At 68.8% G+C, this 15,594-nt stretch carries 15 protein-coding genes; 7 read left to right on the forward strand and 8 right to left on the reverse strand.

Annotated features, from left to right (window positions below):
• Positions 1 to 32: 32 nt before the first annotated feature.
• The 4 genes from ACE3T8_RS12225 to ACE3T8_RS12240 form a co-directional block, all read right to left on the reverse strand.
• Positions 33 to 1,349 carry an ABC transporter permease gene (locus ACE3T8_RS12225; RefSeq protein WP_374609477.1) on the reverse strand — a complete coding sequence of 439 codons (1,317 nt, stop codon included), beginning with the start codon at positions 1,347 to 1,349 and terminating at the stop codon, positions 33 to 35.
• Between the two features lie 107 nt (positions 1,350 to 1,456).
• A complete protein-coding gene (locus ACE3T8_RS12230) occupies positions 1,457 to 2,614 on the reverse strand; it encodes an ABC transporter permease (protein ID WP_374609478.1) in 1,158 nt (385 codons plus the stop codon).
• Between the two features lie 12 nt (positions 2,615 to 2,626).
• Positions 2,627 to 3,316 carry an ABC transporter ATP-binding protein gene (locus ACE3T8_RS12235; RefSeq protein ID WP_374609479.1) on the reverse strand — a complete coding sequence of 230 codons (690 nt, stop codon included), beginning with the start codon at positions 3,314 to 3,316 and terminating at the stop codon, positions 2,627 to 2,629.
• Positions 3,317 to 3,447: 131 nt separating this feature from the next.
• Positions 3,448 to 4,716 (reverse strand): efflux RND transporter periplasmic adaptor subunit, encoded by a 1,269-nt coding sequence (locus ACE3T8_RS12240; RefSeq protein WP_374609480.1) that lies wholly within the window; start codon positions 4,714 to 4,716, stop codon positions 3,448 to 3,450.
• Between the two features lie 199 nt (positions 4,717 to 4,915).
• Between ACE3T8_RS12240 and ACE3T8_RS12245 the strand changes: the two genes are divergently transcribed.
• The 7 genes from ACE3T8_RS12245 to ACE3T8_RS12275 all read left to right on the forward strand — a co-directional run bounded on the left by ACE3T8_RS12245 (position 4,916) and on the right by ACE3T8_RS12275 (position 11,883).
• Positions 4,916 to 5,842, forward strand: a complete 927-nt coding sequence (locus ACE3T8_RS12245; protein WP_374609481.1) for an ABC transporter ATP-binding protein — start codon at positions 4,916 to 4,918, stop codon at positions 5,840 to 5,842.
• Positions 5,842 to 6,606, forward strand: coding sequence for an ABC transporter permease (locus ACE3T8_RS12250; protein ID WP_374609482.1), 765 nt, complete (start codon positions 5,842 to 5,844; stop codon positions 6,604 to 6,606). The genes ACE3T8_RS12245 and ACE3T8_RS12250 overlap by 1 nt, the downstream gene beginning before the upstream one ends.
• Positions 6,607 to 6,645: 39 nt before the next feature.
• Complete coding sequence (locus ACE3T8_RS12255; RefSeq protein WP_374609483.1) at positions 6,646 to 7,827, forward strand: sensor histidine kinase; 1,182 nt, start codon at positions 6,646 to 6,648, stop codon at positions 7,825 to 7,827.
• A 221-nt stretch (positions 7,828 to 8,048) separates the two neighbouring features.
• Positions 8,049 to 8,651 carry a response regulator transcription factor gene (locus ACE3T8_RS12260; RefSeq protein ID WP_374609484.1) on the forward strand — a complete coding sequence of 201 codons (603 nt, stop codon included), beginning with the start codon at positions 8,049 to 8,051 and terminating at the stop codon, positions 8,649 to 8,651.
• Positions 8,652 to 8,793: 142 nt separating this feature from the next.
• Entirely contained in the window at positions 8,794 to 10,776 is a 1,983-nt protein-coding gene (locus tag ACE3T8_RS12265; protein ID WP_374609485.1) for a serine hydrolase domain-containing protein, read from the forward strand.
• 77 nt (positions 10,777 to 10,853) lie between these two features.
• Complete coding sequence (locus ACE3T8_RS12270) at positions 10,854 to 11,282, forward strand: hypothetical protein (RefSeq protein WP_374609486.1); 429 nt, start codon at positions 10,854 to 10,856, stop codon at positions 11,280 to 11,282.
• 91 nt (positions 11,283 to 11,373) lie between these two features.
• Positions 11,374 to 11,883 (forward strand): hypothetical protein, encoded by a 510-nt coding sequence (locus ACE3T8_RS12275; protein WP_374609487.1) that lies wholly within the window; start codon positions 11,374 to 11,376, stop codon positions 11,881 to 11,883.
• Positions 11,884 to 11,887: 4 nt separating this feature from the next.
• On the opposite strand, the gene ACE3T8_RS12280 is transcribed toward ACE3T8_RS12275, so the two are convergent.
• The 4 genes from ACE3T8_RS12280 to ACE3T8_RS12295 all read right to left on the reverse strand — a co-directional run bounded on the left by ACE3T8_RS12280 (position 11,888) and on the right by ACE3T8_RS12295 (position 15,587).
• Positions 11,888 to 13,267 carry a M17 family metallopeptidase gene (locus ACE3T8_RS12280; RefSeq protein ID WP_374609488.1) on the reverse strand — a complete coding sequence of 460 codons (1,380 nt, stop codon included), beginning with the start codon at positions 13,265 to 13,267 and terminating at the stop codon, positions 11,888 to 11,890.
• On the reverse strand, positions 13,264 to 13,995 hold the full coding sequence (locus ACE3T8_RS12285) for an HAD family hydrolase (protein ID WP_374609489.1): 732 nt from the start codon (positions 13,993 to 13,995) through the stop codon (positions 13,264 to 13,266). Before ACE3T8_RS12285 ends, ACE3T8_RS12280 begins: the two co-directional genes overlap by 4 nt.
• Positions 13,996 to 14,070: 75 nt before the next feature.
• On the reverse strand, positions 14,071 to 15,186 hold the full coding sequence (locus tag ACE3T8_RS12290; protein WP_374609490.1) for an AI-2E family transporter: 1,116 nt from the start codon (positions 15,184 to 15,186) through the stop codon (positions 14,071 to 14,073).
• A complete protein-coding gene (locus tag ACE3T8_RS12295; RefSeq protein ID WP_374609491.1) occupies positions 15,183 to 15,587 on the reverse strand; it encodes a hypothetical protein in 405 nt (134 codons plus the stop codon). The genes ACE3T8_RS12290 and ACE3T8_RS12295 overlap by 4 nt, the downstream gene beginning before the upstream one ends.
• Positions 15,588 to 15,594 lie beyond the last annotated feature (7 nt).

Here is a 15,594-nt window from a genome sequence, read left to right on the forward strand (position 1 = left end):
TGGCCGCCGCATGTCGTGATGTTGCAGGTGGATCAGGCCCCGCGCAGGGCGTCCGTCACCGGCAGCCTTGCTGCCCGCAACGCCGGGAACAGGCCACCGACCAGGCCGATGCCGAGCGCCCATTTCAGGCCGGTCCACAGCAGTTCCGGCGAGACCCGGAACTGGAACACGACCTGGCTGAAGTTCTGCCCGAGCGTGCTCACCGTGTAGCCGTTGAACACCAGCCAGGCGATGCCGGCGCCGAGCAGTCCGCCGAGCAAGGCCAGCAGCATCGTCTCCAGCATCACCGCGGTGACCACCGGCACGCCGCGGAAACCGAGGGCCCGCATCGTGGCGATCTCGCGAGCACGGCCGGCGACTGCTGCGTACATGGTGTTGAGCGCACCGAACACCGCGCCGATCGCCATGATCGCGCCGATCACCGTGCCCAGCACGTTGATCACCTTGGTCAGGCCCTCGGACTGCTTGCCGTAGTAGTCGCGGGTGGTCTCGGCATCGAGCTTCAGGCGCGGATCGGCGGCCAGCGCGGCCTTGAGCTGCTTGAAGCCGTTCTTGCCGTCCAGCTTCACCGTCATCGACTGGAACGCGGTGCGCTGGTAGGCCGGGCCCAGCACGTCGGCATCGGCCCACAGTTCGGACTCGTGCGAGTCGCCGGATTCGAACACGCCGACCACGGTCCACGCCTGGTTGGCCAGCTTCAGCTGCTTGCCGAGCTCCAGCCCGCGGAAGCGCTGCTGCGCGCCACGGCCGACCACGATCTCGCGCAGGCCGGCGCCGAACTTGCGACCCTCCACGATCTTCACCCGCGAGCGCAATGTCCAGGCCGTCGGACCGACGCCGCGCAGTTGCACGTTGGCATCGGTGCCGTCGGCCATGCTCGGCAGGTTGATGATCTGCGACAGCTCCGCCGACGCCAGCGGCTTGCCGTCCGTGCCCTTGGCGATGCCGGGCAGGGTGGAGATCAGCGGGACCTGGTCGCGGGTGATCACCGAATTGGTTTCCGCCTGCGAGCCCGCGCGCAGCAGGATCGCCGAGTCGGTGCCGCCGGTCTTGTCGAGCGTGGCCTTGAAGCCTTCGCCCATCGCCAGCATCGCCACCAGCACGCCGACCACGCCGGCGATGCCGACCACGATCACCAGCGATGCGCCCCAGCGTTGCGGCAGGCCGGCGATGCCGATCTTCGCGGCCTCGCGCGCCAGTCGTCCGCCGCGGGTGAGGAACAGCCAGAGGCCGATGGCGACCGCGATGCCGAGCACCGCGAACCACGGCAACGCGATCCAGACCACCAGCATCGCGACCAGCGCGAGCACGGTCAGCAGGCCGCCGAGGAATCCCTTGAAACGTGTCATGTCAGTGCCCTCGAAAATTTTTCGCTTCTGGTCGACTGGCCCGGCGCAGCGCGCCGGGCGTTCGCTTCGGCGCGCGGCAGTGCCGCGCGAGCCGCCTCAGCTCTCTGTTACCGGCCGGCCAGTGCATCGACGATGTTCAACCGCATCCCGCGCAGCGCCGGCAGCAGGCCGACGATCACGCCGATCGCCAGCATCAGCAGCAGGCCCATCAGCCAGGTCTCGGGCATGACGCCCGGGAGCTGGATCATCCCGCCGCTGGCGGCGCTCACCGCCGGCATGATCAGCGCGGCGATGCCCAGGCCGATCAACCCGCCCAGTGCCACCAGCAGGATGGCCTCGGCCAGCACCAGCCAGAGGATGCTGCGGTTGGAGAAGCCGATCGTCTTCAGCACGGCGAGTTCGGGGATGCGTTCTCGCACCGCCTGCGCCATGGTGTTGCCGGTCAGCAGCAGCAGGGTGAAGAACACCGCGCCCATGATCGCGGTGACGATCAGGCCGATGTCGGCGAACTGCTTGGCGAAGGCCTGGTTGAACGCGGTCTCGGTCTGGGTCTTGGTCTCGTGGTCGGAGTTCGCGCTGAGCGTGTCGATGGCCAATGCCACTCGGTCGGCGGCATCACCGCTGTCGGGCTGCACCACGAACCAGCCAACCCGGCCCTTGACGTAGTCGTTGGCCTCGTCGAAGTACTTCCAGTGGAAGAACAGCACGTTCTCCTGCGCCTTCTGCTTGGGGTCGTCGACCACGTAGATGCCGCGCAGGGTGAACGACCAGTTGTTGCTGCCCTTGGTCGGGAAGATCGTCGCCTGCAGCGGGATGGTGTCGCCCACTTTCCAGCCGTGGCGCTTGGCCAGCGACTCGCCGACGATCGCGCCGCGCTGGTCGGCCAGCCAGGCCTTCTTCTGCGCGGCCGGGATCTTGAACTCCGGGTAGAGGTCCAGGTAGTTCGGGCTCACCGAGAAATTCGCGAAGAAGTTCTTCGGGTCCCGGTAGATGCCGCCGAACCAGGCCGCGAACGCCGCGTTCTTGACGCCCGGCGTCGCCCGGATCCGCTCGGTCAGGCTGTACGGCAGCATCTGCGTGATCGACAGCCGCGAGGACGCGATCATGCGGTTGGCACCGGTGACCTGGCCGCCGGAATTGAAGGCCACGCGTACCGAATCGAGCATCCCGAACAGCAGGAACGCGGCGACCACCGAGAGCAGGGTGAGCAGGGTGCGGGTCTTGCTGCGGAACAGCGCGGCCCAGATGAGGTGGAGATATTTCATCGCGGCGCTCCGTCAGGCGTGCGCGGCGGACTCGACGAGGTTGCCCTTGTCGAGGTGCAGGGTGTGGGTGGCGTACTCCGCGGCCTTGGGGTCGTGGGTCACCATCACGATGGTCTTGCCGTGTTCGCGGTTGAGCGTCTGCAGCAGGCCCAGGATTTCCTCCGCGGACGCGCGGTCGAGGTCGCCGGTGGGTTCGTCGCAGATCAGCAGGGTCGGGTCGGAGACGATCGCGCGGGCGATCGCCACGCGCTGCTGCTGGCCGCCGGAGAGCTCGTTCGGGCGATGCCCGCCGCGATCCTTGAGGCCGACCAGTTCCAGCGCGATCGCCGCATTGCGCTTGCGGTCGGCGGCGGAGAGGCGGGTCAGCAGCAGCGGCAGCTCGACATTCTTCTGCGCGTTGAGGGTCGGCATCAGGTTGTAGAACTGGAAGACGAAGCCGACATGGTTGCTGCGCCACTGCGCCAGCTGGCCGGAGCCGAGGTTGTCGATGCGGCCGCCGTCGACCTCGATGCTGCCCGAGCTCGGCGAATCCAGTCCGCCGATCAGGTTGAGCAGGGTGGTCTTGCCGGAGCCGGACGGGCCCATCAGCGCGACGAAGTCGCCCTTGTCGATGTCGAGGTCGATGCCGCGCAGCACGTCGACCTTCTCGGGGCCGCGCTGGTAGGTCTTGTGCAGGTTGCGGATGCTGACGAGGGTGGACATGGCGTCTCCTGAAGACGGTGTTGTTGGCGGCTTGTTGTAGCCCGGGTAAGCGCAGCGCACCCGGGTTGATCTGCATCGCACGTGTCCCGGATGCGGCCTTCGGCCTTATCCGGGCTACGGTGGGTAGCGACTTATTCGTTACTAGCGTCCGCGTCGTCCTTGTCGCTGGCGATGCGCACGCGCGCGCCATCGGCCAGGTCGTCGGCCGGCGCCAGCACCACGCGGTCGCCGCCGGACAGGCCGGTGATGACTTCGCGGTCGTCGCCCAGGGTGCGGCCGATGGTCAGCGTGCGCAGCACGGCCTTGTCGGCTTCCACTGCGAACGCCACGTCCTTGCCAGCGCGCTGGACGATGGCATCGGCCGGGACCAGCACGCCGGGCTTGGCATCGGTTTGTGCCGCGGCGGGCTTGGCGTCTTCAAGAAAGCCGACCCGCGCGCCCATGTCGGGGACGATGCGTGCGTCCTTGGCGTCCATGCCCACGCGCACCTTGACCGTGGCCTTGCCGCGGTCGGCGGCAGGGATGATCGCGATCACCTTGCCCGGGATCTTCCAGTCCTGGTACGCGTTGAGGATGGTCTCGGTGGGCATGCCCGGCTTGACCCGGCCTATGAAGGCCTCGCCGACTTCGACTTCGACTTCCAGCGAGTCCATGTCGACGATGGTGCCGATGCCGGTGCGGGTGAAGCCGCCGCCGGCGGACAGCGGCGACACGATCTCGCCCGGCTGCGCGGACTTGGCGATGACGATGCCGGCGAACGGCGCGCGCACCACGGTGTTGTCCACGCCATTGCTGGCGATGGCCAGGCTGTTGCGCGCGACCTGCGCATTGCGCTGCGCGGTGGCGACCTGCGCGCGCAGCGCATCGCGCTGGGCCACGGCCTGCTCGTACTGGGCGCGCGACACCAGCTTCTGGCCGACCAGCGCACCGAGCCGCGCGGCATTGGCCTCGGCTTCCTTCAATTGCGCCTGGCTGCCGACGATCTGGCTCTGCGCGGCGGCCAGCTGCGAGGCGGAAAGGTCGCGCTGCGCATCGGCATCGATCGGATCCAGCCGCGCCATCACGTCGCCGGCCTCGACACGCTGGCCTTCCTCGATCAGCACCTCGCGCACCTTGCCGGTGATCTTGGCGGAGACCGTGGCCATCCGCCGCGCGACCACATAGCCGGTCGCATCCAGCACCGACGCGCTGGCCGCGCCACCGTTGCCGATCGCGACCACGTCGGCCACCTGCACTTCGACGCCCTGGTCGCGGCCCAGCGCGAGCCACGCGCCGCCCGCACCCAGCACGACCACCGCGGCCACGCCCAATCCGATCCAGAGCCCTTTGTGCGATGCGGGCGGCGGCGGGGCGCTGCGGTCGATCTTGAGCGACTTCAGCAGGTCTGCGGACGAGTTCATGCGCGGTCTGGATGGGTGTGGAGGGACGATCAGTGTGCCGGCATGGCGGGGCGGGTGCCATCGACCGACGCTGCGCAGACTAGGCGCGTGGCGTTGTCGCGTCACCTGACGGTTGTCATGTCGTTTGCCTGAAACCCGCGACTGCCGCATGCGGCGCGTTGCACGCAGGATGCACGCCATCGACCACGGGAGATGTGCGATGCAGGGCAACGACGACGTGCTGGCCCGCCTGGAGCAGGCAGGCAAGGCCTACGGCAAGGTGCGTGCGCTGGACGGCTTGGACTTGTCCTTGCGTGCGGGTGAAGTGACCGCACTGCTCGGTGCGAACGGCGCCGGCAAGACCACCGCGATCGGCCTGTTGCTGGGCCTGCTGCGCGCGGACAGCGGCAGCGTCGAACTGTTCGGCCAGGATCCGCGCGAGCTGGTTGCACGCCGGAAGATCGGGGTGATGCTGCAGACCGCCGGCCTGCCGGAGCGCCTGCGCGTCGGCGAGTTGCTGGCGCAGGCACGCAGCTACTACCCGGACGCGCGCAGCATCGCCGACTGCGTGGCGCTGGCGGGCCTGGATGGCCTGCTCGATCGTCCCTACGGCAAGCTCTCCGGCGGCCAGCAGCGGCGCGTGCAGTTCGCCATCGCGGTGTGCGGGCGGCCGGCGCTGCTGTTCCTCGACGAGCCCACCACCGGCCTCGACATCGATGCGCGGCAGAAGCTCTGGCAGGCGATCCGCGAACTGGTGGCGCAGGGCAGCGGCGTACTGCTGACTACCCATTACCTGGAAGAGGCCGAAGCGCTGTCCGACCGCGTGGTCGTGCTGGATCGCGGCAAGCTGGTCGCCGAAGGCAGCGTGGGCGCGATCCGCGCGCATGTCTCGCAGCGCCGGGTGCGCTGCATCACCGCGGTCGATGCCGATGCGGCCGCACGCTGGCCGGGCGTGCGCGAGGCGGTGCGCGATGGCGAGTACCTGCGCATCGTCGCCGACACTGCCGAACCGGTCGTGCGCCGCTTGCTGGATGCCGATCCCGCGCTGCACGAACTGGAAGTGCAACGCGCCGGTTTGGCCGACGCCTTCCTCGAACTCACCCGCAACAACGACGACACGACCGTCCAACAACAGGAAGCCGCGTGATGTCCTCCATCGTCCAGGGTTCCACGCATTCCCCGTGGCAGAGCTACCTGCAGGAAGCGAAATGCGAAGCCCTGCGCATGCTCCGCGAGCCGGCGTTCTGCCTGCCGGTGATCGGTTTCCCGGTGCTGTTCTACCTGCTGTTCGGCGTGCTGCTGGACAAGGGCGAGGGCAAGGCCGCGCAATACCTGCTGGCGACGTACGGTGCATTCGGGGTGATCGGTGCCGGCCTGTTCGGCTTCGGCGTGAGCATCGCGGTGGATCGCGAGAAAGGCCTGCTGCGCCTGAAGCGCGCGCTGCCGGTGCCGCCGGGCGCGTTGCTGCTGGCGAAGATGGTGATGGCGATGTCGTTCGCCGCGATCATCTCGCTGGTGCTCGCGGTGATCGCCGCGACCGTGGCCGGCGTGGCGCTGGAGCCGTCGCAATGGATCCGCCTGTTCGTGATCGACGTGCTCGGCGTGCTGCCGTTCTGCGCGATCGGCCTGTACGTCGGCTCGCTGGTCGGCGGCAACGCGGCGCCGGCGCTGCTCAACATGCTGTACCTGCCGATGGCCTTCCTGTCCGGGCTGTGGCTGCCGCTGACGATTCTGCCCGACATCCTCTCGACCATCGCGCCGCTGTGGCCGGCCTACCACCTGGGGCAACTCGCGCTGAAGGTGGTCGGTTTCGACATGGGCCAGCCCGTGTGGGTGCATGTGCTGGTGCTGGCCGGCATCACCGTGCTGTTCTTCGTGCTGGCGCAGCGCCGCCTGTCCGCGGCGGAATGAGCGTGCCATGATCCGCGCAGCCCGCCACCGGAGCGCCATGTGAAGCGTCTGTCCCGACTGCGCGTGCTGCAAGCGGCCCCGGACTCGGTGGCGGCGCACGAGTTGCGCCTGGGCCGCTCGCCATGGACCAGCTTCATCCACCTGGTGTGGTCGGTGTGGGTGTTCCTGACCCCGGCGCTTTCCGGCGGCGACTACGGGTTCACCCCGACCTGGTTCGCGTTGACGGCGGTGTCGTATCCGCTGTTCCTGTGGCTGTACGCGACCAGCGTGTTCGCGTCGCCGCGCCGCGCCCACCTGGCGGCATTGGCGATGGTGGCGTTGTGCCTCGCCTTGCTGCGCTGGTATCCGTCCGGGCTCAGCTACTTCGTGTTCGGCTGCGTGATGCTGCAGCCACGGCGTTCCCGTTCGGTGCTGCGCTACCTCGGCACGATCGCCGTGCTGAACGTGATCCTGATCGGCTACGCGCGCACCATCGGCTATCCGTGGCAGGCGCTGGTGTGGATGCCGACGGTGACCGCGATCATCGGCGTGATCGTGATGGTCGAACGCATCAACCGCGAACGCGATTCGGCGCTCAAGCTCTCGCACGACGAGGTGCGCCGTCTCGCTGCGCTGGCGGAACGGGAACGCATCGGCCGCGACCTGCACGACCTGCTCGGCCACACGCTGTCGATGGTGGCCTTGAAGTCGGACCTGGCCGGGCGCCTGCTCGACCGCGATCCCGCCGCCGCACGCAACGAGATCGGCGAAGTCAGCCGGGTCGCGCGCGAGGCGCTGGCGCAGGTGCGGCGTGCGGTCAGCGGCATCCGCGCCGCCGGCATCGCCGCCGAACTCGCTGCCGCCAAGCTGCTGCTGGAAACCGATGGCGTCAGCTTCGACTACCGCTTCGACGACGGCTTTTCCGGCAGCGCGTTGCCGCCGGGCGTGGAAAGCGCGCTGGCGATGACCGTGCGCGAGGCCGCCACCAACATCCAGCGACATGCGCGCGCGCAACGCGCCGAGGCCAGCTTCGGCATGGAGGGCGGCGATGCGGTGCTGCGCATTGTCGACGACGGCCGCGGTGGATCCATCGTGCCCGGCAACGGCCTGTGCGGCATGCGCGAACGCCTGGAAGGCGTGCACGGTAGCCTGCGCATCGATGCCGGCAACGGCCGCGGCACCCGGGTCGAAGCGCGCGTGCCGCTGGCCGCGAACGACGATCCCGGCGAGGAAACAACATAGGTGAGATATGACTGATGCCGTCATTCCTGCGAAGGCAGGCCGCTTTCGCAGCCGAATGGCTGTGTATCCAGCGTCTTTGCTTTCAGTGGTTTGAAGTCACTGGATCCCTGCCTTCGCAGGGATGACGAGCAATGGCAGGGCGGTGCAAGCGGTCCAGGGTTCGACGCTCACCGCGGGCGATCTGCTAACGTCCCGCGCATGTCGTCGATGCCCGCCATCGCGTGATCCGCGTCCTCCTCGCCGAAGACCAGGCGATGTTGCGTGGCGCGCTGTCCGCGCTGCTCGGCATGGAGGACGACCTCGAGGTGCTCGGTGCCGCGCCCGATGGCGAAAGCGCCTGGCGCGAGTTGCAGCGGCTCAAGCCCGACCTGCTTGTCACCGACATCGAGATGCCAGGCCTGACCGGGCTGGAACTTGCGCAGCGCATCCAGCGCCATGAACTGCCGATCAAGGTCGTCATCGTCACCACCTTCGCGCGGGCGGGCTTTTTGCGGCGTGCGCTGGATGCCGGCGTGTGCGGCTACCTGCTGAAGGACGCACCGGCCGAAGACCTGGCGGAGGCGCTGCGCAAGGTCCATCGCGGCGGTCGCGCCATCGACCCGAACCTCGCGCTGGAGGCCTGGGGCGAAGCCGATCCGCTCAACGACCGCGAACGCCAGGCGCTGCGCCTGGCCGGCGAGGGCATGAGCGCCGGCGAGATCGCGGCCAAGCTCAATCTCTCGCAAGGCACCGTGCGCAATTACCTGTCGGAAGCGATCGGCAAGCTCGGTGTCGGCAACCGCATCGAGGCCTATCGACTGGCCCGGCAGAAGGGTTGGCTGTAGCGCAACGCCGCCGATGCTTCGCGCATCGGGCAACGAGTTTCGTCACGGGAAACGGGGTCTTCGTCCCGTGGCATCGGCTGATCATGCCTGTGCCGCGGCCATCGCCACTACCATCCGCCCACGATTCGGTGCGGAGTGGGCGATGCAGCTGCGGATGCGGGTGATCTCGATGTTGGTGGGACTGTTCCTGACAGGCAGTGTGTCCGCGGCAACGCCGTCCGGTGGTGCAGGCCAGGTGCTGGCGGCGGATACGCCGAGCGTCACCCTTGATGGCAACGGCTTCATCGCGCCGGCCGGCTGGTCGCTGACCGCAACCGGCCCGATGCGCCTGCTGGAAACGCCCGAACGCGGCTCGAAGCTCGCCCTGATCGATGTCGGCAGCGTGGCCGATGCCGATGCCGCGGTGGCCGCAGCGTGGGCGATCTACGCGATCACGCCGCCCCCGCTCAAGCTCGACAGCGACCGTGCGCGCCGCGATGGCTGGGAGCAGATCCGCAGTTACGCATATCGGTCGCCGGCGGGCCAATCGCGCGTGGTCTCCGCCCAGGCGTTGCGCGTCGGCCAGCGCTGGACCGTCGCGATCCTGGACATGGACGACGGCGTGTTCGGCAAGCGCGAATCGCAGGTCGACCTGGCGCTCGGCCGGTTGTGGCCGAAGGGCTATGCGCCGGAAACATTCGCCGGCAGGCAGGCGCATGCGCTCGACCCTGCGCGCATCGACATCCTCACCCGCTTCATCGAAGACGCGCGCATCGCCTTCGACGTGCCCGGCGTGGCGATCGGCATCGTCCAGCACGGCAAGGTGGTGTTCGCCGGCGGGTTCGGCGTGCGCGAGCTCGGCAAGCCCGGCAAGGTCGATGCGTCCACAGTGTTCATGATCGCCTCCAACAACAAGGCGCTGACCACGCTGATGCTGGCGAAACAGGTCGATGCCGGCAGGTTCGCCTGGGACACGCCCGTCACCACGCTGTTGCCGGAGTTCAGGCTCGGCGATGCGGCGAGCACCGCACGGGTGCAGGTGCGGCACCTGGTGTGCGCGTGCACCGGCATGCCGCGGCAGGACATGGAGATGCTGTTCGACGAGACACTGACGCCTGACAAGGTCGTGCGGGTGCTGGCCACCATGCAGCCCACCAGCAGTTTCGGCGAGCTGTACCAGTATTCCAACGCGATGGCCGCAGCCGGTGGCTTCACCGGCGGGCATGTGCGGTACCCGAAACTGGAACTCGGTGCCGCCTACGACCGCGCGATGCAGGACCTGGTGTTCGACCCGTTGGGCATGCGCTCGACCACCTTCGATTTCGATCGCGCGTTGCGCGGCAACCACGCCTCGCCGCATGCGCGCGACGTGCACGGCAGGCTGGTGCCGCTCGACCTGCGCGTCCATCGCGACCGGGTGCGTCCGAGCCGACCCGATGGCGGCGCGTGGAGCAATGTCGACGACATGCTGCGCTATGTGCGGATGGAGCTGGCCGATGGCCTGTTGCCGGACGGCAGCCGCTACATCGGCGAAGCCGCGTTGCACGAGCGAGCCAGGCAACAGGTGGCGACCGGCAACGACACGGGCTACGGCATGGGCCTGAAGCTGGACCGCAGCCTGGGCACCTTGGTGGTGAACCACGGCGGCAGCGAGCCGGGCTATCGCTCCGACATGTTCTGGTTGCCGGAGCACGACGTGGGCGGGGTGATCCTGACCAATGCCGATGCGGGCACCGGCATGCGCTATCCGTTCCGTCGGCGCGTGCTGGAGGTGCTGTTCGACGGCAGGCCGCTGGCGGAAGAAAACGTCGCGGTGCAGGGCCGCCGCGTCAGGCAGGGCGACGAGGTCGCGCGCAAGGCATTGACCGTGCCGGTGGATCCCGCCGTGGCCGGCACGCTGGCGACGCGCTATCGCAACGCGGCATTGGGCGACATCGTGGTCTCGCGCCGAGGTGCGGCGTTGTGGTTCGATTTCGGCGGCTGGAACAGCGAGATGGCGACACGCAACGATGTCGACACGCCGCTGCTGGTGACGGTCTCGCCGGGCGTGGACGGGTTCGGCTTCAAGCTGCAGGGCGCGCCCGGCCAGCCGACGCTGGTGCTGGACGACGAGCAGCACGAGTACGTGTTCACCCCGGTGCAGTAAGCCGCGACGCGCTGCGGCATGCACGCGCCATGCGACCGGCGTAGGCTGCGGCGATCCAACCGGGGGGAGGATTCGCGATGAAGACCGTGCCACGTCCGTGGTGGTTCGTGCTGGTGGCCGTGCTGGCCCTGCTGTGGAACCTGTTCGGCCTGTTCTCGTTCTACGTCCACGTCACCGCCGGTCCCGAGGTCATCGCCAGCTGGCCCGAGGCGCAACGGCAGATCGAGGCGGCGACGCCGCGCTGGATCTTCGTGCCGTTTGCCGTCGCCACCATCGGCGGCGTGCTGGGTTCGCTCGGCCTGCTGCTGGGCAGGCGCTGGGCGGTGCCGGTGTTGCTGCTGTCGCTGCTGGCCATCCTTGTGCAGTTCGGGTCGATCTACGCGATCACGCCCACGTGGGCGCTCACCGGCATCGGCGGCGCGATCCTGCCGCTGTGCATCGGCTTGTTCGGCCTGTTCCTGTGGTGGTACGCGGGCAAGGCGGCGTCGCGCGGCTGGTTGCGCTGAGCCGCGAGACGATCAGCACGTGGCCGCAAACCTCGCCGTTTTCCGCTTCGATGGAAAGAATCCCGTTGCGGGATGCCATGGAACCCTGCCGATGATCGCTGTCGTTCGCCCGTGTGTGCTCATCGCCGTCGCCACAGGCACCTTGCTGCTCGCGGCCTGTGGTCGTGGCCAGCCCGCGCCCGCCAAGCCCGAGCCGCCGGTCGCCACGGCCACGCCGCCCGCGACGTCGCCGGCACCGATCGTGGCGGTCGTGCCGCCACCCAAGCCAGTGGCCTACAAGGTCGAGGGCGGTGCCGATGACTGGCACGGCACCGGGATCGTCTGCGATTTCGAGAAGCCGTTTCAGCTCAAGGGTGGCGGCCTGACCGTGTATTTCACGCCGACCTCGAAGGACGGCGGCACCTACAAGTACGACGGCCACCTGAGCGGTTTCGGTGTGCGCGGCGGCGAGGCCTATTCGGTCGAATGGATCGGCAGCGCGCCGGTCAGGATGAAGGGCTGGGGCGTGGGCACGGTGGACACGCCGATGGGCCCGCAGAGCGACAACGGCGTCGAGCACTACACGATCGAACGGTCCGCCGAGGCCTGCCCGGCGGTGTGACGGCTCAGGCCGCCGCGCGCGCCTTGAGCATCGCGTAGCAGGCGCGCAGGCTTTGCGCCTCGCCGCCCGCGGGCTTGCCGGCGCGGTCGCTATCGTTCCACGCATACACATCGACATGCGCCCAGCGCTGGCCTTCGGCGACGAAGCGCTCCAGGAACAGCGCGGCGGTGATGCTGCCGGCCATGCTGCTGGCGCTGCCATTGGCGAGGTCCGCGATCCCGCTGGTGAGGTAGCGCAGGTACGGCCGCCACAGCGGCATCCGCCACAACGGATCGCGCGTGCTGTTGCCCGCGTCGAGCCAGTCGTTGGCCAGCGACTCGTCATTCGCATACAGCACCGGCAGGTCCGGGCCCAGCGCGACACGCGCGGCACCGGTCAGCGTGGCGAAGTCGAGCAGCACGTCGGGCTTGAGTTCGCAGGCGCGTGCCAGCGCATCGCACAGCACCATCCGTCCTTCGGCATCGGTGTTGTCGATCTCCACGCTCACGCCCTTGCGGGTGGCGACCACTTCGCCGGGGCGGAAGGCATCCGGTCCCACCGCGTTTTCCACCGCCGGCACCAGCACGGTCAAACCCAGCGGCAGCTTGCGCGCCATGATCAGTTCCGCCAGCGCCAGCGCATGCGCGGCGCCGCCCATGTCCTTCTTCATGTTGCGCATGCCGACCGCGGTCTTCAGGTCCAGGCCGCCGGTGTCGAAGCACACGCCCTTGCCGCAGATCGCCACATGCGGATGCGAGGCATCGCCCCAGCTCAGCTCGATGATGCGCGGCGCGCGATGCGAGGCGCGTCCGACCGCGTGGATCGCCGGGTAGCCCTGCGCCAGCAGGTCCTCGCCGGCAACGACCGTGATCGATGCTCCGTGCCGCGCGGCAAGATCGCGTGCCAGTGATTCGAGGTCATCCGGGCCCATGTGTTCGGTCGGGGTGTTGACCAGGTCGCGCACGCGTACGCAAGCGGCGAGTACGTCGAGGGCTTCGGCATCGAAGGTGTCGACCAGGCGCGCGGGCGCGCGAGTGGTTTTCTTGTAGCGGTCGAAGCGGTAGCAGCCCAGCCCCCAGCCCAGGTGCAAGGCCTGGCGCGTGGCTTCGTCGATGTCGGCGACGACCTGCCAGTCGCCACCCGGCAGCGCCAGCGGCGCATGCGCATAACTGTACGCATCCAGCCCATCGCCGATGCCGATCACCGCGCCGCCGATCGCACCCTCGGCATTCGCCCAGCTTTGCGCCGTGCCGGCGCTGCCGTCGAAGCGCTGCGCCGCCAGCCAGGCCTGCACCACGGGCGATTGCGCATCGCGCCATGCGGCGAAGCCGGCCTTGTCGACGATGTGCAGCGGCCGCGGCGTGGTCGCCGCGTCGGGCGTGGCGAAACCGACGGGCAGGGTCATGCGGCCTGCTCCTTGCGCAGGTGGGCCTCGGGGTCGAGGTGTGCGTCCAGCAGGTCGGCGAGTTCAATCAGCGTGGTCACGCGCAGGTCGGCGGGTGCCACGTCCTCCGGCCAGACATGGTCGCCGCGGTCGATCCAGCAGGTCTGCAGGCCGGCACCGGCGGCACCGGCGATGTCGGTGCGCGGGTCGTCGCCGACATGCAGCACCTCCCGTGGCGGCAGGCCAAGCCGCTTGCAGGTTTCGTGGAACAGCCCGGCATCGGGCTTGGCCGCGCCGTACTCGCGCGCGCTCAGCGAGAACACGAACAACGGGGCGATGCCGACCGCGCCGAGATCGGCGTTGCCATTGGTCAGGCCCGCCACCGGCAGGCGCGCGGCGATCCGCTGCAAGCCTGCTTCGGCATCGGCATAGAAATCCACCCGGTTGCGTTCGCGGAAGAAGATCGCGTACGCGGCGGTGGCGAGTGCCGGGTCGTCGCCGCTTTCCTTCAGCGCGCGCTCGATGGTCAGCCGCCGCAGCAGGCCCAGGTCATGCGCATGTTCCGGGAACTGCGCGAACACCCGCTCGCGCAGGTGGCGCATCTCGCTGATCGGGAAGCGCTCGGCGGTGCGCGGGCTGTGGGCAACGAACCAGTCGTGGAGGGCGCGTTCGATGCGATCGCCGATCGGCGCGAACGGCCACAGGGTATCGTCGAGGTCGAGGGTGACGGCACGGATGGGAGGATTCACCGACGCATTGTAGGTCGCGCCCACGCCATCGGCGTGATCGCGGTCGCGCTTTGCCGGCATGGCCGGCGCGTGCCGTCACTCGAGCAGCTTGGCCCAGCCGTCCATGCCCTCGATCCGGGTCAGCACGATCTTGACGCAGACCAGCATGGGCACCGCCAGCAGCAGGCCGATGATCCCCCAGATCCAGCCGAACACCATCAGCGCCAGGATCAGGATCAGCGGCGACAGCGCCATCCGCTTGCCCAGCACGATCGGGGTGACGATCTGCCCCTCCAGCGTGTGCAGACCCAGGTAGATCGCCGCCGGCAGCAGCGATTCCAGCGGATCGTTGAAGCTGGAGAAGCCCATCAGCAGCATCGCCACGATGCCGATCAGCGGGCCCACGTAGGGCGCGAAGTTGAGGATCGCGGCCAGGGTGCCCCACAGCAGGGCCTGCTCCAGCGGCAGGTCCAGGCCGAGGTGCAGGCAGGCGGCGAACACCAGGCCGACCAGCATGTTGATCACGCTGATGGTCAGCACGTAGCGGCTGACCTCGATCTCGATGGTGTGCAGGATCTCCACCGTCACCCGCTTCTTCTGCCGATCCGGCAGCAGCGCGATCGCGTGCCGCTGCAGGTCCTGCCCGTAGACCATGAAGAAGAAGGTCAGCAGCACCACCGCCAGGATCGAGGCCACCATCCGCGGGGTGGTGGTGAGCACGCGATAGGGATCGTTGACCTCGGTCCGCACCACCTGCACCGGCCGCGACGTGCTTTCGCCGCCGGCCGCGCGGGCGATGTTCTCGGCGGCCTTGTTCGCCTCCTGCATCGGTTTGGCCAGCTTCTGCAGCTTGGGTGCCAGGCTGCGCAATTCGCGCGGGGCCTCGCGGATCCATTCGCCGGCTGGTTGCACCAGTTGCTGGCCAAGCAGCACGGCGAGCGCGATGCCGCTGCACAGCACCGCCAGCGCGGCCAGGAAGCGCGGGATGCGGATGCGCTGGAGCACGCGGATGATCGGGTTGCCGACCAGGGCGAAGAACATCGCCAGCAGCACCGGCAGGATCAGGTCCTGGGTCGCCCACAGGGTGTAACCGACCGCCAGCGACGCCAGCACCACCAGCGCGGCCGGTGAGCGCGGGCGCTGCTGCGGAGCGGCTGCGGCGGGTTCGGGGGTGGCTGCGGGCGGCGTCGCGCCGTCGATGATCGCGCTCATGCGCCGCGGGCAGCCCGTTCGATCGCGGCGATGTCGTCATCGCTGGCATGCACGACACCCGGGTTGCCGGTCGCTGCTCCGCCCGTGACCTGTGCGACATCACCCGCGGCATCCGCGGCCTGTTCGGCGTTCTCGGCGGCGGCCTGCGCGCTGCCGCTGGCCAGCATGCCGGAAAGCGCAGTGACGAGATTCAGCAGGCCACCACTTCCGGCCAGCTTCAGCGGTTGCGCACGACCGACCAGGAAACCGCTGGCAAGCCCGGCGATCACGATCCGCGCGGGCGTCCAGCTCTCGCGCCAGGTCGTCTTCACTTGTCGCCACTGCGCCGAGGCCGCGCGCTCGCGCCCCTCCAGTGCCTGTTCGGCCTGCTGCACCTTGGTGATCAACGCATCGAAGCTCATCGGTGTC

Source organism: Thermomonas sp. (genome assembly GCF_041919455.1).
In the GTDB taxonomy this organism is placed as follows: domain Bacteria; phylum Pseudomonadota; class Gammaproteobacteria; order Xanthomonadales; family Xanthomonadaceae; genus Thermomonas.

What these genes read in the sequence shown, in the direction of transcription:
- ACE3T8_RS12225 (WP_374609477.1), bottom strand. Translation starts at nt 1,349, where the DNA reads ATGACACGTTTCAAGGGATTCCTCGGCGGCCTGCTGACCGTGCTCGCG.
- ACE3T8_RS12230 (WP_374609478.1), bottom strand. Translation starts at nt 2,614, where the DNA reads ATGAAATATCTCCACCTCATCTGGGCCGCGCTGTTCCGCAGCAAGACC.
- ACE3T8_RS12235 (WP_374609479.1), bottom strand. Translation starts at nt 3,316, where the DNA reads ATGTCCACCCTCGTCAGCATCCGCAACCTGCACAAGACCTACCAGCGC.
- ACE3T8_RS12240 (WP_374609480.1), bottom strand. Translation starts at nt 4,716, where the DNA reads ATGAACTCGTCCGCAGACCTGCTGAAGTCGCTCAAGATCGACCGCAGC.
- ACE3T8_RS12245 (WP_374609481.1), top strand. Translation starts at nt 4,916, where the DNA reads ATGCAGGGCAACGACGACGTGCTGGCCCGCCTGGAGCAGGCAGGCAAG.
- ACE3T8_RS12250 (WP_374609482.1), top strand. Translation starts at nt 5,842, where the DNA reads ATGTCCTCCATCGTCCAGGGTTCCACGCATTCCCCGTGGCAGAGCTAC.
- ACE3T8_RS12265 (WP_374609485.1), top strand. Translation starts at nt 8,794, where the DNA reads ATGCAGCTGCGGATGCGGGTGATCTCGATGTTGGTGGGACTGTTCCTG.
- ACE3T8_RS12270 (WP_374609486.1), top strand. Translation starts at nt 10,854, where the DNA reads ATGAAGACCGTGCCACGTCCGTGGTGGTTCGTGCTGGTGGCCGTGCTG.
- ACE3T8_RS12275 (WP_374609487.1), top strand. Translation starts at nt 11,374, where the DNA reads ATGATCGCTGTCGTTCGCCCGTGTGTGCTCATCGCCGTCGCCACAGGC.
- ACE3T8_RS12280 (WP_374609488.1), bottom strand. Translation starts at nt 13,267, where the DNA reads ATGACCCTGCCCGTCGGTTTCGCCACGCCCGACGCGGCGACCACGCCG.
- ACE3T8_RS12290 (WP_374609490.1), bottom strand. Translation starts at nt 15,186, where the DNA reads ATGAGCGCGATCATCGACGGCGCGACGCCGCCCGCAGCCACCCCCGAA.
- ACE3T8_RS12295 (WP_374609491.1), bottom strand. Translation starts at nt 15,587, where the DNA reads ATGAGCTTCGATGCGTTGATCACCAAGGTGCAGCAGGCCGAACAGGCA.